This is a genomic window from Streptomyces sp. NPDC048436, assembly GCF_043200355.1.
Classification (GTDB): Bacteria; Actinomycetota; Actinomycetes; order Streptomycetales; family Streptomycetaceae; genus Streptomyces.
Window position 1 is genome coordinate 28,231 of sequence record NZ_JBICXP010000008.1, and the last position, 22,333, is coordinate 50,563.

A 22,333-nucleotide genomic window follows, 5' to 3' on the forward strand; every position below is an offset into this window, starting at 1 on the left:
AGGTGGGTCGGCGGGAGGCGGCGGTGCCGGTCTCCGAAGAAGCCGTCCGCTACTACGAAGAACTCGCCGACGGCAACCGGGACGCCTACCTTCCCACCCTCGCGATGTCGTTGCACAACTACGCAGGCCTCCTGTCGGAGGTGGGTCGGCGGGAGGCGGCGGTGCCGGTCTCCGAAGAAGCCGTCCGCCTGCGCCGCGAACTCGCCGACGGCAACCGGGACGCCTACCTTCCCACCCTCGCGATGTCGTTGAACAACCACGCAGCCCTCCTGGCGTCGGTGGGTCGGCGGGAGGCGGCGGTGCCGGTCTCCGAAGAAGCCGTCCGCTACTACGAAGAACTCGCCGACGGCAACCGGGACGCCTACCTTCCCACCCTCGCGACGTCGTTGAACAACCACGCACTCCGGTTGGCGGAGGTGGGTCGGCGGGAGGCGGCGGTGCCGGTCTCCGAAGAAGCCGTCCGCCTGCGCCGCGAACTCGCCGACGGCAACCGGGACGCCTACCTTCCCACCCTCGCGATGTCGTTGAACAACCACGCAGCCCTCCTGGCGTCGGTGGGTCGGCGGGAGGCGGCGGTGCCGGTCTCCGAAGAAGCCGTCCGCTACTACCAAGAACTCGCCGACGGCAACCGGGACGCCTACCTTCCCACCCTCGCGACGTCGTTGAACAACCACGCAGCCCTCCTGGCGTCGGTGGGTCGCCGGGAGGCGGCGATGCCGGTCTCCGAAGAAGCCGTCCGCCTCCGCCGCGAACTCGCCGACGGCAACCGGGACGCCTACCTTCCCGACCTTGCGATGTCGTTGAACAACCACGCGGTCCGGTTGGCGGAGGTGGGTCGGCGGGAGGCGGCGATGCCGGTCTCCGAAGAAGCCGTCCGCCTGCGCCGCGAACTCGCCGACGGCAACCGGGACGCCTACCTTCCCGACCTCGCAGGGGCGCTAAACAACTACGCAGGCCTCCTGTCGGAGGTGGGTCGGCGGGAGGCGGCGATGCCGGTCTCCGAAGAAGCCGTCCGCTACTACCAAGAACTCGCCGACGGCAACCGGGACGCCTACCTACCCGACCTTGCGATGTCGTTGAACAACCACGCAGCCCTCCTGGCGGAGGTGGGTCGGCGGGAGGCGGCGATGGCGGTCTCCGAAGAAGCCGTCCGCTACTACCAAGAACTCGCCGAAGACAACCGCGATGCCCACCTCCCCAACCTCGTTCGCAGCCTTACTACCTGCGGCCAGGTACAGCTTGCGCGGTCTGGATTCCGTGAGAGTGTCGCGCCGCTAGTCGAGGCGTTGGTGCTAATTCGTGACCTCCCTGTGTACGTACAGGAGATCGGCGAAACGATCATTCTTTACTTGCGCGTCGCCTATGCCGGGGATCCTTCGGGTGTAGCCAAGGAGTTGCGGGCTGTCACGGGGCACGATGTACCGCCGTGGATGCGGGAAGCTCCGCCGGAGCCCGGTGGATCATGAGTCCAGGCCCATCTGTGACCTGCCGTCCAGGCGCGGCGTTGGTGGCTGTAGTAGGGCAGATGACACGCTGCCTGCCACGGTGTTCATCATGAGCTGGAGCTGGGAACTGCACGGATGGTCTTGCGTAGTGCGATCCGGAGCGATTCGACGGTCTGTTGTGTCTCTGCAAGGTTGCGGGAGAGCTCCGCGGCCCGGCTGTTCGACTCGGCGAGATCCGCGGTCAGCGTTGCGTTCTGTTGCTCCAGGCCTTGGATCCGCGTGAGCAGCTCGGCCTGGGGCACGTTGTCGATCTGGGTGCCGAGGGCCAGCTGGATGCGGTGTTTGAGTGTGTTGCGTTCCTGCTTCAGGTCGTTGATCTCTTCACGGGCGAGGGCCAGGTCGGTGCGCAGGCTGGCGGGGGTGGCGCGTTCGCTGTGGGGCACTGCCGCGGCGGTGGTGCCGTGCTCTGCCTGGGTGTTCATGGCGTTCTGGATTGCAGCCTTGACCGTGGGGCTGTTGTAGACGAACCACGTCGAGACGTTCGCTTCCCGGGCGATGCGGGCGAAGGTGATGCGCTGTCCTGCGGTGAGGAGGTCACGGGCGGCTGCGGTGGCGCGGGCCGTCTTGGCTGCGCTGTCCAGCTGGCGGGCCCGGCGCAGCTGCGCCACGCGCGCGTCGCGGGATGCCGTGGTGCCGTTCATGGCCGCCTCCGTCGGCCTAGGGTGTCCAGGGGAATGAAGGCGGCGGAACGGGCCTTGCGCAGTTCCCGGGAGGCCTCTTCCACGGCGGCCTGCTGCGTCGGGTCCATGGCGTCCAGGGTGCGGCGCATCTGGTCGAGCGATGTGGTGTAGCCGTGGAGTTGGTCGTCGAAGTTGCGGATGATCCAGTCGGCGGCCCCCATGACCAGTGCTGCTTCCTTGTCGGCTCGCAGTTCGGCGACCTGCTGCTCCATGGCCGGCAGGTAGGAGGGATCGGGACGGTAGAAGTCGCAGCCGGCGCACTGGAAGCGGATGCGGCAGTGTTGTCCGCCGGCTTTGACGTTGCTCGGTTCGCTGCAGCCGCCGTAGGGGACGGCGACGGTCTGGCCCTCGTAGGCCAGGGCGGTGTTGAGGCCGCGGGGCTGGCCGTGGCGGTCGACGGTCAGCCGGGCGACCGTCTCGACGGCCTTGCGTTTGCGCTCCAGAGATACCGTGTAGTAGCCCATGGTGGTATCGAGGTCCATCAGCTCGCGCAGGTAGTCGACGGCGACTCCGGCATCGGCGTGGCGCTGGGCGTAGGCGTGCCGAAGTCCGTACACGGTGATGTCTGCGCGGTCGTGCGGAAGGGGGTTGCCGTCGTTGTCGAGGCGTTCGCTGACCAGGTCGGGGATGCGGTCGACCCAGGTCCGGAAGATGTTGGAAGAGTAGTGGTGGGCCGCCATGTGCCCGCGCCGGGTGCGGTTCTGCCCCGGAGCGGGGAAGAGCCATTCTCGGCCGAGCGCGCGCACGGGCAGGTCGGACAGTTTGCTTTCCCAGGCTTCGATGTCGCGTGCGGTGTCTTGGGTGATGGGTAGGCGGCGGCCGTAGCGGCGGCGTTTGAGGTTGTCGTAGACGAGGGTGGGGGTGCCGTCGATCCACTCAACGCATCCGCGCTTCAGGCGTGCGGCTTCTTCCGGGCGGCGGCCAGTGTCGCGCACGAGGCGGTAGTACGCGGCGTACATCTGTGCGTAGTCCGCGGTGGTCCAGCCTCCGCGTTCGTAGCCGGTGCCGATCAACTGCAGATGGTGGTCGAGCTGGGCGATGATGTGTTCGGGGACGGCGCGGCCGAGGTTGTCTTCGGCGTCTTCCTCGGCGGCCTTCATCTGGTGGAAGGCGGCGGAGAGGGCGAAGGTGCCGGGCACGTGGTCCATGAGGCCGAGGAGGCGGGACTGGTCGAGGAACCGGCGCCAGTGTCCGAGCAGTCCCTTGCGGTGGTCGTTGCTGTAGGGCTTGCCCGTCTTCGGATGGTGCAGGGTGCGAAAGGCATCGACAACGGCGCTCATGTCCGCCAGCTGCAGACGCTCAGGGCTCTCGCGGTGGGGTCGCGCGGCGAGTGCAATGGAGGCGATGGCCGCCGACTGCACGATGGCCCGCAGTTCGAGCACCGTGGGGCGTGCCTGCCGGCCGTACTCCTTGGCGATCTCCCGTAGCCACGTCTGGCGGATCTGCGTGAAGTCGATGTTGCCGGTCGTGGCGCGGTACTCGCGGCGTTGACCGGCGATCAGGCCGACCAGATGGCAGTCCCACACGTCATCCGCTGTCGGGTCGGCGCCCTCGTATTGGGTGCGGGCCCGGGCCAGCTGGTCCAGCAGACCGCGCAGGGTGGCCTGGCGGAGCTTGTCCAGGGACTGCTCGAAGCCGCGGTCGAGGTCCAGCAGCGTGCCCAGATCAGCCGGGAAGTGGGGGATGAGGCAACGGATTCGGCCGGGCACCAGGATGACGTCCAGCTGGTCCCGCTGCTGCAGCGCGTAGAGGATCTCTGTCCGCACGCCCGCCGAGACCGACTCGAGGGTGAACTGGGTCTTGCCGATCCCGTGATTGACCCCGCTGTGCTGGTTGCCCCGGCGGGCGCCGGGCACATGGGTGTCCGCGAAGTCCGCCGGGTATTCCTTCGCGCGGCGGTCATGAGTGCAACCGGAACAGAAGCTGTTGAACGACTCCACCACCGCCGGGCACCGGACCACCCGGCAGGGGTGGGCCGCCGTCAGGGGGTTGTCCACCGACCCTGTGAAGATGTTCCCTTCCGGATCCCACTCGTTGCAGCGCCAGTTGGGATCGATCCGGGCCAGCAGCCAGCTAGCCCAGTCCACACTGGCGGCATGCGGCGGATGAGGCGGTGGGTGGGCCGCCGCGAGCGACGCGTTCACGGCGCCGCTGCGAATCCAGGCGGTCGCGGCGGTGTGGCGCATCATGTGCGGACGTGCCCGGAACCCGCAGCGGGCGCCGATGCGCTCGATGATCTGCTTGGCGTTGGAGTAAGTCATCGGTCGCCCCGCATACGGACCGGCCAGGTTCACGAACACATAGTCCGATCCGGTCGCTTGGGAAACCCCGTCGCGCTCGGCGAGATGGTCGCGGTAACGGTAGACCGCCACCTGTGTCAGCGGGACGACGCGGGAGCGGCCGCTTTTCGCCCGGGCCCCGTTGCTGTTGTCTTGCCGGGGCTGCACATGCAGGTGGGCACCACGGTGCACGCAGCCCAGGTAACCGGAGTCAGGCAGCAGGTGCATGTCCTCCCGGCGCAGCCCCAGGGCCTCCCCGATCCGTAGTCCGCCACCGAGGAGAACGGCGATCAGGAAGCGGTCACGTGCCGTGCGGGCGGCGGTGGTGATCCGCTGCGACTGCTCTGCGGTGAATGTGGCGGGAGGCCTTTCGATCTCCGGGGACTTCAGGTTCCGGGCTTTCACCCTTTCGTGCTCACCGTTTTCGCCGCGCTGGTAGCCGGCTGGGGCGTAGCGCAGGAATCTCGGCTCGCTCAGCCGTGTTGCGATCTTCGGAGCGATCCGTCCCTCGGCTGCGCAGAAGCGCAGGAACTCGCTGACCGCGGTCAGGTGGGCGTTGACCGTCTTACCCGTGAGTGGGCGCCCGGTCCGCAGGTTCGGGGTCTGCTCAAGGTGGAACTTGTACCGGGCCAGCTCCCCCAGTGGCACCGACTTCCAGTCGGTACCCCGTCCGGCGCACCAGTTCAGGAACCGGCCGATGCGCGGCAGGTAGTTCCGCTGCGTGTGGGGCGACCGCCCCCGGCCTTGCAGATGCAGCGAGTAGTCGCGGGCCTCCTCCTGAATGGCGAAGGTCTGGTCGTCGACCAGCAACACGGTTGCCGTCCCCGTACTCGGGGAGATAGCTCTTTCTACGTGCAGCATCAGCGCTACCACTCCTTCGTTGCTCTTGTGCCTCATCCAATGGCTGATATCTGTGAGGCACGGCAGGGTACGCAACAGATGACACACGTGGCTCAGACCGTTAAAGGCAGTGCAGATAACACGGGCCGAAGTCCTCAAAGCCGAGGCGCTCACCGCCCCCGACCAGGGCCCCAAGTGCAAGCTGACCGGCGGCCGCTGGTACTCCGCCTACGACGACCAGTACATCGAAGGACCCTCCGGTCTCGACATCGACCACCGCATCCCCCTCGCGGAGGCCTGGGACAGCGGCGCCAAGGGTTGGAGCGCGACCGAGCGCCAGGCCTACGCCAACGACCTCGGCGACGAGCGAGCATTGATGGCTGTCACAGCGAAGTCCAACCGCAGCAAGTCCGATCAGGACCCCTCCACCTGGATGCCCCCGGCCGAGGGCAACCGATGCGACTACGTGAGCCAGTGGGTCGCCATCAAAACCCGCTGGAAGCTCACCATCGACCCCAGCGAAGAGGCCGCCCTCGCCGAGAACACCACCCGTTGCCCCAACACCCCGATCAAGGTCCAACTCGCGCGATAGCAGATCCTCGCCTCACCTGACGAGCCCTGGTTGAGCCCCTGAGGCCTAACCGGCCCAACCAGGCGACTCCTCTTCAGCACAGGATGTGCCGCCGGGCCCTCGCCAGCAGCGAGTCCAGCGGGCGGTGGCACACCTCGCACCGCAGGCCGCCCGCCGGCAACCGGCGGCAGACCCACGGGAGCTGGTGCCCGGGCCACCCGTTCGCGGGACTCACGCACGGCACGGGCATAGCGGGCCTCGCTGCCCTTGCGCCGCTTCGCCTTCCTCCCCCGCCTCCCGCTGGGATTCGAGCAACCGCTTCTGCGGGTCCTCCGGCAGCACCGCGCCGCCCGCCCCCAGGGCCAGGGAGCCGAGCGGCAGCGTCACCCGCTCCAACTCATCCAGCGCGCACGGCGGATGGTGCAGCCCGAACACCGACAGATCCGGCACCATGCCGCCGGAGCCCTCCGCGCGGGCGAAGGTGACGGCGCCCCGGTGAATTGTGCGTGGTCGAAGTCGAAGTCGACTGTCTCGCCGGTGAAAGGGAGTGGGCACGGGGGGCTGCAGGTAGTTCAACGGCCATCTGCCATCAACTGCCGTGTTCAGGCGACCCGTTGAGACTGTTCAAGGCCGAACGTGTTCACTTTGTGACCGGTTACGCCAAGGGGGGCGGGAGAGAACCGCAATCGTCCCATTAACGGTCTGTAGTGATGGAGTCTCGGCTGCGTGAGCGGGTACGTTCGGCGGGCACGAGGCGACCCCGGCCCTGACTCCTACATCTGAACCGGGGCTGCCTCGCATCCGATTGAGACCCAGCCACCAGGAGGGCGCATGCCTCCCGATCGCTTGTCCGCCCAGCCGCTCTGCGACTCGCCGACACGGCCCGAAGCTAGCATCCCTCGCCAGCCGTGGGCTAAACCACAGCGATGGCGTGACATCGCCGTCAACATGCAGCTCGGGCCGTTCGTGGTCGTGCTTTTTGAGGGCGTCATGCTCATCTTCGCTCCGGGCGAGGCTGAACTGGCCCTGTTCCTTGTTCCTTTGCTGCTGCCCGCGCTGAGGCGTTCGTTCCTGCGTTACCGGCACATTCGTATCGTCTAGGGCCCACTGCGGGACGGGCCGGCCGTAGTCCGGCCCGTCCCGCGGCCGCCGTGTCGGTTCCCGTACTCGCCCCGCTGGCGCTCGAGACACTGACCCGCTGCGGAAGTCGGTTTGCGGAACCCCCCAATTCCACCCCGCTTGCGGGGGATGCCTCCCCGAAAGGGACCAAGCAACATGACCGCATCGGACCAAAGGCCCGTTGCATGCGCCAATCCTGACTGTTCCAACACTGTCGAGCAAGCGGCCCAGCGCCCCGGAAGGCGGCGCAGGTACTGCTCTGACCGCTGTGGACGTTCGTTCCGCAAGCGCCAGCTCGCCGCGCCGGACCTGATCAGCTCCAAGGAGTACGCGACGCAGGTGGCCGAGGACTGCACCCAGGCCTTGGAGAACGTGTATCTCCTGGCGGCGAACGGCCAGCCGCTGGCCGCGCTCCGCGCGCTCACCGGTTACCAGCAAGTCGACCTCAAGGACCTCTTTTCCGCTCTAGTGCAGCAGGCACGCAGCGACAAGAAGAAGTCCGCGGAGATCGCGGGCGCGATGAACACCACGGCCGACAAGGTCAGCCGGCAGTGGAAAGCCGAGGAAAACGCGCGCCGTCGCCAGGCCCGCCTGGCACGGCTGCAAGCACCGCGCGCCCCATTACCGACCCGCTCTACGGCCCTCCCCCGGCAACGCACGGCGCACGCCGCGCCGCCGCCTACAGCCCAGGAGAGCGGCGGGGGCGATACGGTCGCCGACCCTGCAACCGCCCTGGGCCGCGCGCTGTCTCACCTGCAGCGGACCAAAAAGAAGTCAATGCGCATGCTGGGCGAGGAAGCCGGGGTGTCGGCCTCCTATATCTCGCGCATCCTCAGCGGTGAACGACTGCCGAGCTGGCGGATCACCTGTCGCCTGGCGACGGCGCTGAGCGCCGCGCCTGACGAGCTGCGGCCCCTGTGGGACGAAGCTCACGGCCGCCGGCCACCCAACCCCGAGTCGCTGGCAGCCACGCTACGCGGACTCGTGCTGGCCAACGCCCGCCCCAGCATCGGGCAGTTGAGCGCCCGCACCAACTACAGCCTCTCCCCCACTGAGATCTCCGCCGTCCTCAAGGGCGAACAGGTTCCCGAATGGGAGAAGGTCACCGACCTCGTGACCGCTCTGCACGGCCACCCCGAGACCGTTCGACCGCTGTGGAGCGCAGCCACGGCCCTTCCCGACCAAACGCCACACTCCAGGACCATGCCGTCGAGTCTTTCCGCCGGAGCTTTTGGATGACCCCAGCCCTGCTGCCCCTGGCCGGCCAGGCAGCCGCCGTGCCCCGTGAGCACCGACCCGCCCACGCCCCGGGCAGCAGGGGGCAGGTGCCGCTGGCGGCGGACGGCCACGAGGCACCGATAGCGCCTGCCCTGCCGACCGCGTTCGAGGGATTCCGCACCCTGTACGAGCCCTGTTATCTCGGCTACGCCCAGCTCCACCTGCCCGCGCAGGATGCCTGCGCTGCCGTCGCCCACACCTGGGGCCACCTTCTGACCCACTGGCCCCGGGTGGTCAGCAGCCCCAGCCCGACGGCCTACGCGTGGCAGCAACTGGCCAGCTTCACCGCCAGCCGGATCTCCCCGCTGTCCCTGGCCGCAGACTCGCCCGACCAGTACGACGCGGTCCTGCTGCACCATGCGCTCGGCTATCCCCTCAAGATTGTGGCCGCCGCCACTGGCCTGCATCCGGCCACCGTCGCCTACCTCACCGCCAGCTGGCAGCCGGACAGACCCTTGTAGGCCGCCGCGGGCGCAGTGGCCGCACGGACACCGCCTGGGGCACGTCACAGGCGCCCCAGCGACGCCCCCAAAGAAGTCATGGAGGACGTCAGTCTGGTCTTGCCCGCGGCCGCCGCGGCCGGGCATCGTCATGTACAAACGGTGGGAAAAGATCAGCCCCCGGCCACCCGGCGAAGACTATGAGGTCGAGGGCCCGCAGTAGCGTGCTTCGGCTTCCGGCCATCCATCAGTCGCAACTGCGCACTGCTCAGGCCGTAGCGGCCGCGTCGGTGCAAGGACAGCGCCGTCACACAACGGGAGGTCGAAGGGCCTGGTGCTCCGGAGGCGGGCCGGAGGGCGCATGTCCGTTGGCGGCCGACAGTTTGGTGGCGATGGTCCGCAGCTGCCCGGCCAGATTCGGCTGGTCGTAGCGGGTGACGATCTGCGCGAGAGCCTCGACGAGGTTCACACGCTGGGCTTCGTTCAGCTGTTCCACGAAGGTCTGGAGCAAGTGGGCGACATTGACCCAGGCGTTGTCCGGCGCATAGGAGGCGATCTTGCGAACCAGTTGCTCGAGGGCGTTGATGGTGTCGCGGTCGCTTGATTCGGGGTGGTGGGTGAGCCAGTAGGCCAGCGCCAGGGTCGGCGTGGCGGAGAGCGCTTGGTGAAGTTCTTCGACTCGCTGTTGCTGTTGGCGGTGTGCTTGGTCGTTCATCGCCTGGTCGTGCATGCGTCGTTGGAGTGCAGCGGCAGCGGCGTGGTCCTGGTCGGTAACGGTCAGCTGCACCTTGGCCCAGAGGAGGCGGACCGCAGCATCCTGGAGGTCGGCTCCCACGCCCAGGCGGGTGTTGATGTGGGCTTGGGCGGCCTGGGATTCGGTCAGCGGGTACAGGCGTGCCACGGTGCGTGCCGCCGTGAGGGCGTGGTGTGTGGCCGCCGCTCGGGGATCATGGTGCGGGCGGGCGCTGGGGGTCTCTTCCCAGCGCCCGGTGAGTTCTGCGCTAAAGCTGTAGCCGGTGGCGCTGCTGGGTAGCAGGCATCCGGTCTCGGTGAGCTGGCCGGTGCGGGGTGAGGGCCAGCCGGGGCGGTCACGGTTGCGGCGCATCGGTGGCGGGGGGTGCGGCGGGGTCGGCTGCTCTGAGTCCGGTCAGCAGATGGTCGCGCAAGTGCACGGCGTCGCCGGGCTGTTGTGAGGGCGGGGCGGGGGCCCAGGAGAAGAGCAGGCTCTGCATGGCTACCAGGCGGCTGGCGCTGTAGTGCGGGTCGGTGTCGCGGTGGACGGCGTTGCGGAAGATCTGCTCGATGGTCGCTTGCAGTTCGGGGTGATCCAGGGCGCACTGCATCCAATAGGCGAAGGTGTGGGCCACCGTGGTCGACCAGCCGGTGGTGGGCAGGGCGTTGCGCCACATGTCGGTGAGCCAGTCGGTGTCGCTTTGCGGGGTGGTGAGGAGGGCGGGCCCGTTGGGGGTGCGGCGTGCGGCGAGGTGGGCGAACGTGCTCTGGGCTGCTGCCTGGTGCGGCCGGTGGGCGTCGCGGGTCCACTGGGTGAGTTGCCGGTGGATTGCCGATCGTTGGTCGTTTTGGTCCCACAGGGCGTTCAGGGCCTGGCTGATGGCTGTGGCGACGTCCTCGCCGTGGGCGCCGTGGTGGGTGGGTGCGGCGAGTTCGGCGAGCCGGCTGAGCATGCTGGTGGGGTAGACCTCGGCGAGTCGCTGGCAGGCGCGGATGAGGACGATGGTGAAGTCGGCGGTGAGGGTGCCGGCTTCTTGGCGGGTCCACCTGCGGTAGGCGCTGCGTGCCAGGTCTCCGGCGCGCTCGTTGACGGCGGCCAGGACGAGCAGCTCGCATGCGGCTTCGGCGTGGTCGGCAGACCATTGTTCGGCCAGGGAGCGCAGCAGCCGGGTCCTGCGGTGGCGTGCGGTGTAGTGCACGACCCAGTGGCTCACGCGCTGGGCCAACGGTGTGGCCAGCTCTTCCTCGAGGCCGGTGACCTGTTTGGCGGTCCAGGCGGTGAACTTTTTGAGGAGGTGGGGGCGGTCGTCGAGGAAGTAGTCGACGACCGCTTCGGCGTAGTTGTGGTAGCGGAAGCGAATGGTTCCGTCGGGCTGGAGGTCGGCGTTGGCCGTGTGCGTCAGGGCGACGACACCCAGTCCTTGCTGCCCGGGCCGTTCCTGGGGAGTCTCCTCGAGTGCCTTGGCCAGGGTGGTGGAGGCCGCGTAGATCTTCTCCGAGCTCGCGCCTTCCAGCACGGCGGCAGCAAGGAGGTAGTTGCGGTAGGCGCTGTCGCTGTGCCTGGTGTGCCAGTCGAGGAGGTCGCTGCGCCAGTCTTCGGCCGCGTTGACGACGCTGCGGACCAGGCCGGCGAAGTAGGCGTCATCCTTCAGGAGGGCGGGCGTCAGGCGCCCCTCGGCCCGTTCGACCTCCTCGGTGGTGACGATGGCATCCGCCCATGCTGCGACCTGGGCCGGGAGCAAGGCGGCGACGGCCTGCTGGATGGGATCTGCCGCTGCCCATCTGTCGCTGCCGATGGTGAGGGACGCCTGGGCGAGCTGTTTCTTGAGGATGTCCGTGCGGGGAGGTCCTGTCAGGGCATGGCCGAGGTGTTCTGCTCCGGTGCGGCAGGTGGCCCATTCGGCAGGGCCCATCAGGACGACGAGGCATGATCCCTGGGGCAACTGGGTCGCGTCCTCGGCCAGTTCGCGTCCGAATCCGCCCGGGGCACTCTCGGCTCGCAGGTCCAAGATCCATCCGGTGTCGGTTTCGTGCAGGCCCGCCGTGTCGAAAGGGGTATCCGGTTCCCTGCGGACTTGGCGGATGGTGTCGCCCACCTGGCGCCGTAAGACATCCAGCGCGGTGCTGAAGCGGCCGCTGCCGTCTGCTCCGGTCAGGACTACGACCGGCCATTGGTCCAGGATCTTGCTGATGGCCAGGTCATCGTCCTCGTGACGGACGTAGGTTCGCAGATAAGCGGTGACGTCGTCGTGGGGCAGCGTGGTACCCCGCAGCCGCCGGATGTTCTGCTCGATGAGCATGCCGATGACGACACCGTGGTTGGTGCCGAAGCGCTGGTTGATACGTCCATTCCAGTACCTGTCAGCGCCTGCTCCCTCTGTGTCCTGCTCCTGGGGCGGCAAGACATCGTCGGCGAGGGCGCGGGCTGATGCGGCGGGGGCCGGTGATGGGGCGCCCTGGCCGGACTCCGGCGCGGGGAAGCGCGTCTGGGGCTCAGGCTGGGGCGCGGGGTGAGAGCCCAGAGCCGGAGGGGGCGGATCGTCGGGTGGCTGGGGAGGCGGAGCACTGGAGGTCACAGGACGAAAGCCCTTCTCGAGGCCGGTCGGGGGCAGGTGAGAGAGCGTTGGCTACCGCGAGGGGCCAGGGGGGCCTTTCAGGTCACGGGCGCGTATGCCGGTGACCTTGCCGCCTTTCTCGATGGTGGTGATGTCCTGGTCCGACTCCACCTGGCCGCTGATGGTCTCGGCGTCGATAGCGGTGGCCTCACCGTGCACCGTGCCGATCTTCTGCCGTGCGTAGGGCCCCGACGGCTGACGGTCCTCCTCCCCCACGAACGTCAGGCGCTGTCCGTAGATTTCCTCGAGTGTGCCGCGCAGCCGTCCCAGCATCCGCAGCAGCGCCAGGTCCCCGGCGTCGATGCGCGCGGGGTCGTGCTGGTAGGAGTCCAGCCCGTCGCGCAGCATCTCCAGGTCCGCCTGGCGGGCAGCGAGTTCCTGTTCGCCGGCGGTGAGCGGAAGGGCGAGGTCGCCGCGCAAGGGCGTCGACGTCGCCAGCTCCTTCTCGGGTGCGCCGCGCCGGTCCAGCAGGTTCTCCACGCGCTGGTAGAGGAACGTGAACGTGGCGGGCAGCCCCGCGCCGAGGACGGCGGATAACGCGCTGAGGTCAGACATGAACTCCCCCTGGACTGGTTCGTCTTGAAGTAACTCGAAGGATTTTCACTCGCCCACCAGAGTGAAAATCGCGTGTTTAAAAACATGACCGAAAGAGCCCATTTCTCTTTCGTCACACAGGTTTCACGCGTACCTGTCTTCACATTGTTCGCTCGCCTGTTTTCCCGAACTCGAGAGTCATACGCCCGAATCCGTGTTCGGCTTTCCTGTGGCTGGACCTGCGTCTCGTTCCCGCTCAAGACCGGGAGGCGGAAGGTGGCCGTGCTGGCGGTAGACCAGCTCATCGGGGTGCCTGGCCAGGCGTTCGCGTCGCCAGGCGGCATCAAAAGAGAGCTGCCCCGCGCTGCGGGCCACTGCCCGCGAGGCCCGCCAACTCGTCAGCGGTGACAGCAGGGCTCGGGTGAGAGTCAGACGCATACCACCCAGCGTGATTGCTGAGATTCCAGCCGAGGGCGCTTCTTTGTTGCCGGTGAAGAAGATCCCCCTCCTGCACCATGAACAAGACATTCGCACAGTGGCTCGCAAACGCCTTTTCTGCTGCGCGCTGCTGCTTCCCGCTGCGCCGGGATGACAAGGCGCACTGCGGGAAGACACGGCTACGCCAAGAGTGCGGACAGATTGTTCGTGCAGACGCAAGCACTCGTTTCAGTCTGGTGAGGCAGCCTTTCCCCTTTCCCAGCAAGCTTCCTGAGAGTTCCTGTCTCCCATCCCGGCTGAGCGCCAGGCCAAGCTGCCACCGTGCGCCCTCCGGTCAGGGCGACGTCGCGCGAGGCTTGCGGGCAGTGACTGTGTCGGCTTCAGCACGACGGGGTCAGTGGCCGTGTGACAACAAGGGGTACGTCAACGGTCACATCGGCACCAGCGACGTGACCCACCGGTCGAGCCGTTCGATGGCCAAGAGCCATCAGGAATCGAGCACTGCGCAAGCCGGCAGGCCAGCAGAATGATTGTTGATCCAGGCCAGTCCTCCGATGTCGAGTCGGGTACGCGTGCGGGTTACAGCGACATAGGCGAGGCGCGCTTCGGCTTCGTCGACCGGACCGGGCACAGGCTGGCCTGCCGCGTCTAGCTCGTCGCGGTCTTTGGGCGGGGTGAAGTCATCGGCGATCCTCACCCGTGGCCACTCGCATCCCTTGGCCTTGTGGGCGGTAGAGACGGTCACCTCGGCCGCCGTTTCGGGGGCTAGTTGGGCCACAGCGGTCAGGATGGTGTCGGTGCCGTGGGTGTCGACCAGGTCGACCAGGGGCTGTAGGTCGCGTCCTGCGGGGTCGTGGGCGGCATAGTCCTGCAGGTCTCCCCAAGTGGGGAAGAGTACGAGTTCGGGGTGGCGGGTACGTCGGCCTTCCTTGAGGTCGCCAGCGGCCTGTGCCAGGGCGCGCAGGCTGGCTCCTCCCCCGGCCAGAGCGACTTTGAGTCCGGTGGCCAGCAGGTGCATGACCTGGGTCATGGCGCCGACGTTGGTGCGGCACAGGACTGCGTCGGGCCGTTCCACGGGGCCGAGTTCAGTGGACACCTGCGGGGTGCCGCTCAGGCGGAGGGGGGCATCGGCCAGGGCCAGCCACCGGTTGGCCTCTGCGGCAAGGTGCGGGCCGAAGCGGAAGGACTGGGACAGGGCGAGCTGGGTGCCGTCGAAGGTGGTCATGACGTCTTTGGCGCCGCGCCATTGGTAGATGGCCTGGGCAGAGTCGCCCACCATCACCAGCTGGGCGTGGTCACGCTGGCTGTTGAAGACGTGCTCCACGACGGGGTTGGTGTCCTGGGCCTCGTCCAGGAGCAGGAAGTCGGCGTGGATTTTCGGGGAGGTCAGGGACCAGATCTTGAGGTAGTGGTCGTGGTCGAAGCGGACGGCGCCGTCGTCGGGGTGCTGCAGGTCAGCCCAGGCCTTTCGGGCGAACGGGAGGATGTGCGCCGCGAGTTCGCGGTGATAGCCGGCGTCTTCCAGGCCGCGCAGGCGGGGCACGTGATGTCGGGTGAGAGTGGGGTCGGCGGAGTGGCAGAAGTGGGTGACGGCGCGCAGGGTGGCGTAGGAGAGGGCGGTGGGGGTCAGGTCGCGTTGGCCGATGCGGACGGTTTTGGTGATGCCCAGGGCTTGTCCGGTCTGCCAGCCGGGGCGGCGGGGTGCGTTCAGGCGGTGGTGGTAGCGGTGGCCGATGGCGGCGTAGGCCAGCGAGTGAGCGGTCTTGCAGGTGACGGTGGCCGGGAAGCGGGTGGCGGCGTCCTGGGCGATGGCGCGGTTGTAGGCGAGGTAGCGGCCGCGGCGCGGGGTGGACTTGGCGAGCAGGGCCAGGGTGGTGGTTTTGCCGGTGCCGGCGCCGGCCTGGAGGACGAGATGGTTGCCGGCGTGGAAGGCGTCGGCTGCGGCGGCCTGTTCGTCAGTGGGGTTCAGCACGACGGTCCTCCGGCGGTGGTGAGGGCGCGCCCGAGGGCCGCCAGGAGCTGTGGCGCGGACGTGCGGGCCAGCAGGGCGTGCAGCGCGAGGTCGAGGTAGTCGGCTTCGTGGCGGGTCTGGCGGGCCATGGCCTGGCTCAGCGTCTGCTCGACGAAGACAGGCGGGGATTGCCCATGGGCCGTGGCCGCCCGGCGGATGGTGTCGAGCGCTGCGGGCGGGAGGGTGATGTTGAGCAGGATGTGGTTCTCGGCATCGGGGTAATGGGTGCTGATCACGTCGATGGGCAGCAGGGGGTCGAGTCGTCGGCGCAGGCGGCGCAAAGCCCGGTGCGGGCTCTTGGCGGGGACGAGGGTCATCAGGTGGGTGGCGTCGTGGTTGGCGGCCAGCGGGGTTGTACGGGCGGCCTGGTGGTGTTCGGCCGGGGTCAGGGGCCGGGTCAGGGTGATTTCCAGCGCGTGGTGCATCACGGCTTGGCCCCGCGGCAGCTGTTGGGGTCGGTGTGGGGCAGGTGGGGGCGGATGTGGGAGTGGTGGATCAGGGGGTCGAAGACCTGCCACTGGGTCAGGGCGAGATCGGCGGCGCCGGGGGCGCCGGCGTGGGCGGTGCAGCGCTGGGCGCGCCAGCGCAACTGCTCGGCGTAGGGCAGGTGGGCGAGGTCGTAGACGGCCATGAGCCCAGCGGGAAGGGCCTGTTGTCCGGTTCTGGAGCTGGCGGGCAGGAGCGTCCAGGTGCCGGTTGGGGCGGCGGTGTCCAGGACGGGGCGTGGGCAGCGGTGGCGGGCGCGGGTCTGGGCCACGCACTGGATCGCTCTGAGGGGGTGCGCGGCGAGGTAGCGGGTGTAGAGGAACTGCACGACGGGCCGGATGGTGGGACACGCTGTGGACGCCTCAGGTCGCGTCCGCGGGGGCGTCGGCGCGGGCGGCGTGAAGAGACCGGTGTCGATCAGGGTGCGGGTGCGCACGGCGAGTTGGCGGCGAGCCTCGGCCATGCAGGGGGTGAGGCGGGCGGTGAGGGTGCGGCGAGGGCACAGGACGGCGTGCGGGATGCGGCACCAGGCGCTGCCGTCGCCGTGTCGGTGGGCGATGCCGCAGCTCAGGTGCCAGCGGCAGGAGGCGGGCACGTCGGTGGCGGCGAACTCGGTCGGGTGCAGGCTGATGGGGCGGTGATTGTCGCGCTGGTACCACTCGATGCGGTTGCCGCACATGCGGCAGCCGTTGGTCTGTCCGGTGCGCAGCAGGCGGCTGGGGCTGGTGGCTGATACGCGCAGGGAACGGTGGCGGCGCTGATCGAGTGGGCTGCCGTCCCAGCGTCGGGCTGTGGGTGGCGGGTGGGGGCACATGGGAGGCAACGTGTCAGGTGGCATGCCGCGGACGCGGTGCTGGTGGCGGGCGTGTCCCGCCAATGGCCCAGCGGATGGGGGCATCTGTACGAAGCGGGGAGTGTTCGTTCTATTTTGGCGACCCGTTCGGGTGGTGCGCTCGCGCCGTCAGCGGGGTGGCCGCCACGGGCCGGAAGTCTCAAGCCTCAGGCGGGTTGTGGCCCTGGCAGAGGGTGCCCAACAGCTGATCGACGGGGACAGCGAAGGCATGGGCGAGGGCGTGCCAGGTCTTCAGGCTGCCGATGGTGCGCCCCTGTTCGACCTCGATGAGGGTGCGCCGGGCCAGGCCGCTGCGGTCCGCCAGTTCGTCATACGTCCATCCCCGCTCGGCCCTCAGGCGCGCCAGCTCCAGGCGCAGCGCGGTGAGGTTCGGGTCGGGCGGGAAGATCGTCACCCCACCATCCGATGGTGCAGCACCCTGCCCTGTCAGTGCAGACCTCTGCCCTATTTCTGCAGGTCGCCGACTCCACTACAGGGCAGGAGTCTGCACTAGCGTGTGCGGTCGTCATCCGACGTCGGCACGGATCAGGCGGGAGGAACGCACCCGATGAGGCTCTGCACAACGCACGTGGGGGTGCGGCGGATCTGGACCGTGGAGCTACGGCCCCAGCAGGGCGGCCCGGTACTGGTGTGCCCGCACTGCCTTCCCCCTCCGCACCCCCTGACCGCGGGCTCGGCGCGTTCGGCGGTTCTGGCCCATCTGGCGCAGCACGCCCGGCGCGACGCCCTGCCATCGCATCTGCGGACCTGCCAGTGCCACGAACGGGGCTGCCGGTGGCATCCGCGCCATCGCGGCTGCTCCGGCTCCGTACTCCTGGTGCTCACGCGCGCTCAAGGCGGCCGCCTGTGGCGTCTGGCCGATGCCTGCACAGCCTGTGCGGCCGTCACCGCGCAGGCAGCCGTGGTGCCCGACGCTCTGCTTCCCGCCGCGGTCTCACCGCGTAAGACACCCCGTCAGCCGCACAGCCCGACGGGCAGCCGGCGGCCGGGGGGCGATGAGCGGGTGCGCGTGAAAGAGATGCTCACCTACCTGGCCGCGGCACTGCCCCGCTTCTGTTCCCCCAGCGCCCGTCTGCTGGCTTTGCAGTGCGCACTGCGCGCCGACGTCCAGGGGCACATCCGCCTGCCCTACGGATTCCTGCGGGGCATGCGCCTGGCCTCACACGCAGCCCCCTGGAACGAGCTCAAACACGCCGGATGGCTGCACTGCACCGGCCGCCAACACGGCTGCATGCAAGCACAGCTGCTGGACGCCGCGGTCCTGACCCAGGCGCCCGGCCGCGAGCAGCGGGCGCGCGCAGCCCACTGGGCCCTGCACCCCATCCCGCTGACGACCCCACGCGAGACTCTCCCCTCCGTGCAGTTGGCCGCCCTGGCCGTCGCTGTCCACACCGAGGCCGACAGCGGCCGCGTCGGCGTCGAAGACCTCGCGCGTCTCTGCGCAACCGCACCCCCACCCTTGGAGGACCTCCTCGACCAGCTCACCCTCACCCGGACACTGGCCTTTTGGCGACAGGACCTTGAGGCGGGCGAAATCCGCTGGCAACTCCCCGAACATCCCTGACCCAGCGTCACGTGCACCCTTGAGCCCGCCATCATGGGGTGGCAGACCCCACGGTGAAGCTGATGATCAGACACCACTCAGTGACCCCTGGGGCCTGGGTTCGCCAGGTACGCGCCGGAGGCACCGCCTGCCGATATACCAAGAAGCAGCTGACCGGTGAACCGGAGGGTGGACCTTCTCCGGTGGGCACCCACCAACAGCTCCGAGTGGGGCTGGTTGAGCCGGACAGCGCTGGCCAAGGCAGCCGTCGACGGTATCCAAAAACGCGACCGGGCGGTGACACCCTCTGCGTTCATGCGTGCGGGCCGCGCTCGTGGCACCGGCATACGTGCCACCCCCTGTCAGCTCCCCAACCGGCACGCTCGATCGACTTCCACCGGTCGTCAGTCTCTGCGTGCACCGACTCCTCACTCCCGAGAGCCACGGGAAACCGCCGATGAACCCCCAGACCTCCGTGGCCATCGACGGCTACGTCGACACCATTCACGGCCCGTCCCCGGCGGTACCGTCGTATTCGACCTGCTCCGCTCCCCAGTCACCGCCGCCCAGGCCACCGCCAGCAACAGGCCCTCGGGAATCATCACTGAGAGCGGACAACCTCCGGCCGGATGATCAACCGCACTCGGGTGTGGACGTCCGGTGGCAGCTGTCCGCCGAGCTCACGGCCGTACCGGGCGGCCAGTCGCTGGAAGAAGACCCCCTCGGCATCCGGCACGATCCGGTGCACTCGGCCTCGGATCTCCAGGAATCGGTAGGGCTGTTCCGGATCGTTGATCGACACGGAAACCCGGCCGTCTCGTTGAACATTGGAGTATTTGACCCGGGTGGTCGACGTGGTGAATGACAGCTCACCGTGCTCCCACAGCATCCACATGGGGTTGACCTGCGGAGAGCCGTCCGCCCGTAGGGTGCCGAGGTGACAGAAGAGCGGTCGTGCCAGTAGATCTGCGTGGCTGCTGGGCACCACCTCCCGCGACATCAGGCACCACTGCCAACAAGAGCCGGTACGCGGTCCAGGTCCTCAGCCGCGCGCAGTGCGAGCGTTCGCGCCTCAGGACGGGCCCGCTGTGCCAGCTTCGTCAAAGGGCCTGCGGGTGCCAGTTCTATGTGCAGTGCCTCTGCTGAGGAGTGCTGGACAATCGACTCTGCACACAGGTCCCATCGGACTGCCGAGATGAGCTGGGTGACCAGGCGTTGCCTGAGGTCGCCCGGTCCAGCCACGAGTGCGCCGTCCCTATTGCCCAGCATCGCCGAGTCGGGTGTCTGAAACGGCGCCTCGGCCACAGCACGAGCAAATGACTCCCGAGCCGGGGCCATAGCACTGCTGTGAAAGGCTCCTGCCACCTCCAATCGGACCACCCTCATCCCCGGAGGCGGGTCCGCGGTGAAAGCCTCGACAGCGGCCAGCGGCCCGGCAGCCACAAACTGGTGGCTGCCGTTCCAGTTGGCCACGCTCAGTCCTCCGGCATGGATAGCGTCGGTGATGGACTCATCCGGTGCGCCGTTCCGCTTGGACGGCATGAACGCCGCCATGCCTGTGGGGGCCATCGCGCAGGCATCAGACATGGCTTCCCCTCGTGCCCTGGCCAGGGCAATCGCGGTCGCCGGGGTGAGATAGCCGGCGCCTGCGGCTGCAGCCAGCTCACCGACGGAGTGACCGGCGTACAACACTCGGCTGTGGGGAGGGTCCAGCCGTGTGCGCAACCGCTCCAGCGACAGCAATGCCGCTGCAGTGATCAAGGGTTGAGCAACGGCGGTGTCGCTCAACGCGACCGTGTCCCGGCTGGCGGCTAGCAGGTCGAATTCGGTGATCTCGGACCAGTCGTCAAGCAGTTCCTGGGCACTTGGTGCTTCCGTCAACCAGGAATCGAGCATCCCGGGCCGGTGCGCCCCCTGGCCAGGCACTGTGATCACGTAGTCGTACATGGTCTCGCTTTCGTCGAAAGGCAGGTCAGTCACCGCTGCCTGCCGCGGTAAGAGAGCCCGAGGGCCGGCTCAGTGTGATCGCGCGCTCCACGGTGAGCACCGTCCGACCGTCGCCAGTTCGGGAAACGCCGGAGAACACCGTGGTGTCCTCGTGCGTGTCGAGCAGTTCCACCGAGTGCACAAGGAGTTCGCCTGCCCGCACTGAGCCCTCGAAGTGCAGGTTGCGTGCCGACCCGAACACGAGTAGCTGGTTGTGCGGATTGGTCCCGGCATCGAGGGCGATCAGCAGCCCGCACGCCTGGAGGAAGGACTCCAGCACGAGTGTTGAGGGGAAACGGGCGGGGCGCCTCGACCCGAGGTGACCGCCGAGCTCGTGCTGGGAAACAGCCTTCACGGCGGTCAGCGCGCCGGGCAGGTGGGCCAGGATCCGGTCGACCTGGAGCGCCGGGTGGCCGTAGGGCAGCAGATCGGCCGGGTCCGGGTACCCGGTCATGACGTGCACCTCCAGGTCGCGGCGATCCGGGCGCATCGCTGGCCGTTGACGGTGCAGGTTGTCGAGGTCGACACCAGTGGGCGCGCCCCGGTGACCCGCGTGTCGAACACCACCTCGTGCTTGGCCAGTACCGGCAGGCTGAAGCGAGCCGACTCGACGGAGACCAGTTCGATTCCGCCGAGCGCACCATCGAGATGGAGTTCGAGCATCTGCTGCACCCCCTCGATCATGAATACCCCGGGGTAGACCGTCAGCGACGGGAAGTGACCGCTCAGGTAGGGGTCGTCGGCGCGCACTTCTTTACGCCCGATGAACCCGCTGTCCGTCGCCTGCACTGTGTCCACCGCGGTCAGGGGCAACTGCCTGCCGGCGGTCACCGTTTGCTGTCCTGGCGACGGAGCAGCACCAGCACGGAGACCACCGATACTGCGGCTAGGACCACCGAGATCCACATCACCTGGTGGAACGCCGCTGCGTGAGCCCGCGCCAGGGCGGGGACCTGGTCCGGGAACTGCGCGGAGAGCTGCTTGACGTCGCCCGCAGCCAACTCGTCCGCAGCGGTGGCCGCGTTCAGGTCCGAGGGCAAAGACGCGTCTGCGAGCCGCGTGTGGACGAACGATGCAACCAGCGCGACGACGACCACTGAGGCGAGGGACTCCGCGGCGAGCCGGATGGTGTTGAACATCCCTGCAGCCATCCCCGCTGAGGCCTTCGGCACGGAGGTGACCGCGGCGCCGTCCATCACACCGTTGAGCACTCCGACACCGGCCCCGGTTCCGATCAGCGGGATCGCCAGCACCCACAGGGCGCTGTCGGCCTCGACGAAGGTCAGGCCGAACGCGCCGACGCCGATGAGCGTCAGGACGCCTGCCAAGATCAGCCGCAGCGGCACACCTGCGGCACTCAACCGGCCGGACACCATCGGCACTAGGGGGTGTTTCGAAAGTGCTGGTCACAGCCATTCGTTGATGGCTGCGACCAGGACGGTCGCCTCGTAGCGGACGGCGAGTTTGTCGTATCTCGTGGCGACCGCGCGGTGGCGCTTGAGGCGATTGATGCCGCACTCCACCGCGTGGCGCTCTTTGTAGTCGGCCTTGTCGAACTTCGGCGGCCGGCCACCGTGGGAGCCACGCTTCTTGCGGTTGGCGATCTGGTCGCGCTTCTCCGGGATCGTGCAGCGGATACCGCGCTTGCGCAGGGTAGGCGCGGTTCGCCCCGGAGCCGTACGCCTTGGCCGCGCGTACCTTGTCGGGCCGGGTGCGCGGGCGTCCCGGACCGATCCGGGGCACACGGATGCGGCCGAGGACGACCTGGAACTGCGGGGAGTCACCGCGCTGCCCGGCCGTGATCACCAGCGACAACGGCTTCTGGGCCTGCTGGACCGCCCGGTGGAGCTTGGTGGTCAGCCCGCCGCGGGAACGTCCGAGGCCGTGGTCGGCGGGCCCGGTGAAGACGCCGCCGGGCGGTTCGACCTGCAGTTCCCCTTTTTGCGGGCACCGGCCGCGTGCTGGTGGGCGCGAGCAATCGTCGAGTCCACGGAGACATCCCAGGTGATCAGGCCCTTCGTATCGGCCTGGGCCTGGAGTTGCTCGAAGATGCGGTGCCAGGTGCCGTCCCGCTGCCAGCGGCGGAACAGTCCCTACACCGTCTCCCAAGAGCCGTAGCGCTCGGGCAGGTCCCGCCACGGTATGCCGGTCCGCGTCCGAAACCGTATGCCGTTGATCAGCTGCCGCTTCGCGTGCACCGGAGGGCGGCCGGACTTGATGCCCCGCGGCATCAACGGCTCCAGCACCGCCCACTGAGTATCTGTCAGATCTCCCCGAGCCATGAAACGTGATCATCGCACAGCCTTGATCCACTTCTGAAACACGCCCTAGGGCACCGCGCGCAACGGATTGCACAGCAAACGCCCCGGGCCCGCATATGATCCTGGGCCCGGGGCGCAAAAGAACGAGGTAGGCGGTGCTGC

21 protein-coding genes and 1 pseudogene are annotated in these 22,333 nt (G+C 68.4%); 6 read left to right on the forward strand and 16 right to left on the reverse strand.

The features are described from left to right. Positions 1-1,466 (forward strand): tetratricopeptide repeat protein (locus tag ACGFX9_RS26140; protein WP_393476685.1); only part of this gene is annotated, 1,466 nt, incomplete at its 5' end. Positions 1,467-1,552: 86 nt separating this feature from the next. Here ACGFX9_RS26140 and ACGFX9_RS26145 read toward each other — a convergent pair. Continuing rightward, complete coding sequence (locus ACGFX9_RS26145; RefSeq protein WP_393476689.1) at positions 1,553-2,146, reverse strand: DUF6262 family protein; 594 nt, start codon at positions 2,144-2,146, stop codon at positions 1,553-1,555. Continuing rightward, the gene (locus tag ACGFX9_RS26150; protein ID WP_393476692.1) at positions 2,143-5,463 is read right to left on the reverse strand and encodes a tyrosine-type recombinase/integrase; all 3,321 of its coding nucleotides are present in this window, start codon (positions 5,461-5,463) and stop codon (positions 2,143-2,145) included. The genes ACGFX9_RS26145 and ACGFX9_RS26150 overlap by 4 nt, the downstream gene beginning before the upstream one ends. Between ACGFX9_RS26150 and ACGFX9_RS26155 the strand changes: the two genes are divergently transcribed. Next, on the forward strand, positions 5,435-5,896 hold the full coding sequence (locus ACGFX9_RS26155) for an HNH endonuclease family protein (RefSeq protein WP_393476695.1): 462 nt from the start codon (positions 5,435-5,437) through the stop codon (positions 5,894-5,896). The genes ACGFX9_RS26150 and ACGFX9_RS26155 overlap by 29 nt on opposite strands. A gap of 210 nt (positions 5,897-6,106) precedes the next feature. Here ACGFX9_RS26155 and ACGFX9_RS26160 read toward each other — a convergent pair whose 3' ends face one another. Then, entirely contained in the window at positions 6,107-6,328 is a 222-nt protein-coding gene (locus ACGFX9_RS26160) for a hypothetical protein (protein WP_393476697.1), read from the reverse strand. 378 nt (positions 6,329-6,706) lie between these two features. Here ACGFX9_RS26160 and ACGFX9_RS26165 point away from each other — a divergent pair, with 378 nt between their 5' ends. From ACGFX9_RS26165 to ACGFX9_RS26175, 3 genes are all read left to right on the forward strand, one after another. After that, positions 6,707-6,976, forward strand: a complete 270-nt coding sequence (locus tag ACGFX9_RS26165) for a hypothetical protein (RefSeq protein WP_393476700.1) — start codon at positions 6,707-6,709, stop codon at positions 6,974-6,976. 174 nt (positions 6,977-7,150) lie between these two features. Continuing rightward, positions 7,151-8,233 carry a helix-turn-helix domain-containing protein gene (locus ACGFX9_RS26170; RefSeq protein ID WP_393476702.1) on the forward strand — a complete coding sequence of 361 codons (1,083 nt, stop codon included), beginning with the start codon at positions 7,151-7,153 and terminating at the stop codon, positions 8,231-8,233. Further along, positions 8,230-8,733 (forward strand): hypothetical protein, encoded by a 504-nt coding sequence (locus tag ACGFX9_RS26175; protein WP_393476705.1) that lies wholly within the window; start codon positions 8,230-8,232, stop codon positions 8,731-8,733. Before ACGFX9_RS26170 ends, ACGFX9_RS26175 begins: the two co-directional genes overlap by 4 nt. Positions 8,734-9,019: 286 nt before the next feature. Here ACGFX9_RS26175 and ACGFX9_RS26180 read toward each other — a convergent pair whose 3' ends face one another. From ACGFX9_RS26180 to ACGFX9_RS26210, 7 genes are all read right to left on the reverse strand, one after another. Further along, positions 9,020-9,817, reverse strand: coding sequence for a hypothetical protein (locus ACGFX9_RS26180; RefSeq protein WP_393476707.1), 798 nt, complete (start codon positions 9,815-9,817; stop codon positions 9,020-9,022). Then, entirely contained in the window at positions 9,801-11,744 is a 1,944-nt protein-coding gene (locus ACGFX9_RS26185; protein ID WP_393476710.1) for a hypothetical protein, read from the reverse strand. The genes ACGFX9_RS26180 and ACGFX9_RS26185 overlap by 17 nt, the downstream gene beginning before the upstream one ends. 327 nt (positions 11,745-12,071) lie before the next feature. Continuing rightward, positions 12,072-12,614 carry a hypothetical protein gene (locus ACGFX9_RS26190; RefSeq protein ID WP_393476712.1) on the reverse strand — a complete coding sequence of 181 codons (543 nt, stop codon included), beginning with the start codon at positions 12,612-12,614 and terminating at the stop codon, positions 12,072-12,074. A gap of 904 nt (positions 12,615-13,518) precedes the next feature. Further along, positions 13,519-15,000 carry a UvrD-helicase domain-containing protein gene (locus ACGFX9_RS26195; RefSeq protein WP_393477519.1) on the reverse strand — a complete coding sequence of 494 codons (1,482 nt, stop codon included), beginning with the start codon at positions 14,998-15,000 and terminating at the stop codon, positions 13,519-13,521. Next, on the reverse strand, positions 14,997-15,467 hold the full coding sequence (locus ACGFX9_RS26200; protein WP_393477524.1) for a hypothetical protein: 471 nt from the start codon (positions 15,465-15,467) through the stop codon (positions 14,997-14,999). Before ACGFX9_RS26200 ends, ACGFX9_RS26195 begins: the two co-directional genes overlap by 4 nt. Continuing rightward, entirely contained in the window at positions 15,467-16,342 is an 876-nt protein-coding gene (locus tag ACGFX9_RS26205) for a DUF6083 domain-containing protein (RefSeq protein WP_393476715.1), read from the reverse strand. Before ACGFX9_RS26205 ends, ACGFX9_RS26200 begins: the two co-directional genes overlap by 1 nt. A 178-nt stretch (positions 16,343-16,520) precedes the next feature. Then, positions 16,521-16,775 (reverse strand): helix-turn-helix transcriptional regulator, encoded by a 255-nt coding sequence (locus ACGFX9_RS26210; protein WP_393476718.1) that lies wholly within the window; start codon positions 16,773-16,775, stop codon positions 16,521-16,523. A 153-nt stretch (positions 16,776-16,928) separates the two neighbouring features. Here ACGFX9_RS26210 and ACGFX9_RS26215 point away from each other — a divergent pair, with 153 nt between their 5' ends. After that, a complete protein-coding gene (locus ACGFX9_RS26215) occupies positions 16,929-17,945 on the forward strand; it encodes a hypothetical protein (RefSeq protein ID WP_393476721.1) in 1,017 nt (338 codons plus the stop codon). A 580-nt stretch (positions 17,946-18,525) separates the two neighbouring features. Here ACGFX9_RS26215 and ACGFX9_RS26220 read toward each other — a convergent pair. From ACGFX9_RS26220 to ACGFX9_RS26245, 6 genes and pseudogenes are all read right to left on the reverse strand, one after another. Next, complete coding sequence (locus tag ACGFX9_RS26220; RefSeq protein ID WP_393476724.1) at positions 18,526-18,924, reverse strand: PPOX class F420-dependent oxidoreductase; 399 nt, start codon at positions 18,922-18,924, stop codon at positions 18,526-18,528. Then, complete coding sequence (locus ACGFX9_RS26225) at positions 18,924-19,904, reverse strand: ACP S-malonyltransferase (RefSeq protein ID WP_393476727.1); 981 nt, start codon at positions 19,902-19,904, stop codon at positions 18,924-18,926. The genes ACGFX9_RS26220 and ACGFX9_RS26225 overlap by 1 nt, the downstream gene beginning before the upstream one ends. Continuing rightward, a complete protein-coding gene (locus ACGFX9_RS26230; RefSeq protein ID WP_393476730.1) occupies positions 19,897-20,364 on the reverse strand; it encodes a 3-hydroxyacyl-ACP dehydratase FabZ family protein in 468 nt (155 codons plus the stop codon). The genes ACGFX9_RS26225 and ACGFX9_RS26230 overlap by 8 nt, the downstream gene beginning before the upstream one ends. Next, the gene (locus ACGFX9_RS26235; protein WP_393476733.1) at positions 20,361-20,741 is read right to left on the reverse strand and encodes a hypothetical protein; all 381 of its coding nucleotides are present in this window, start codon (positions 20,739-20,741) and stop codon (positions 20,361-20,363) included. Before ACGFX9_RS26235 ends, ACGFX9_RS26230 begins: the two co-directional genes overlap by 4 nt. Beyond that, positions 20,738-21,271, reverse strand: coding sequence for a hypothetical protein (locus tag ACGFX9_RS26240; protein ID WP_393476736.1), 534 nt, complete (start codon positions 21,269-21,271; stop codon positions 20,738-20,740). Before ACGFX9_RS26240 ends, ACGFX9_RS26235 begins: the two co-directional genes overlap by 4 nt. Positions 21,272-21,316: 45 nt before the next feature. Beyond that, positions 21,317-22,192, reverse strand: a pseudogene (locus ACGFX9_RS26245) (IS5 family transposase). Between the last annotated feature and the right edge of the window lie 141 nt (positions 22,193-22,333).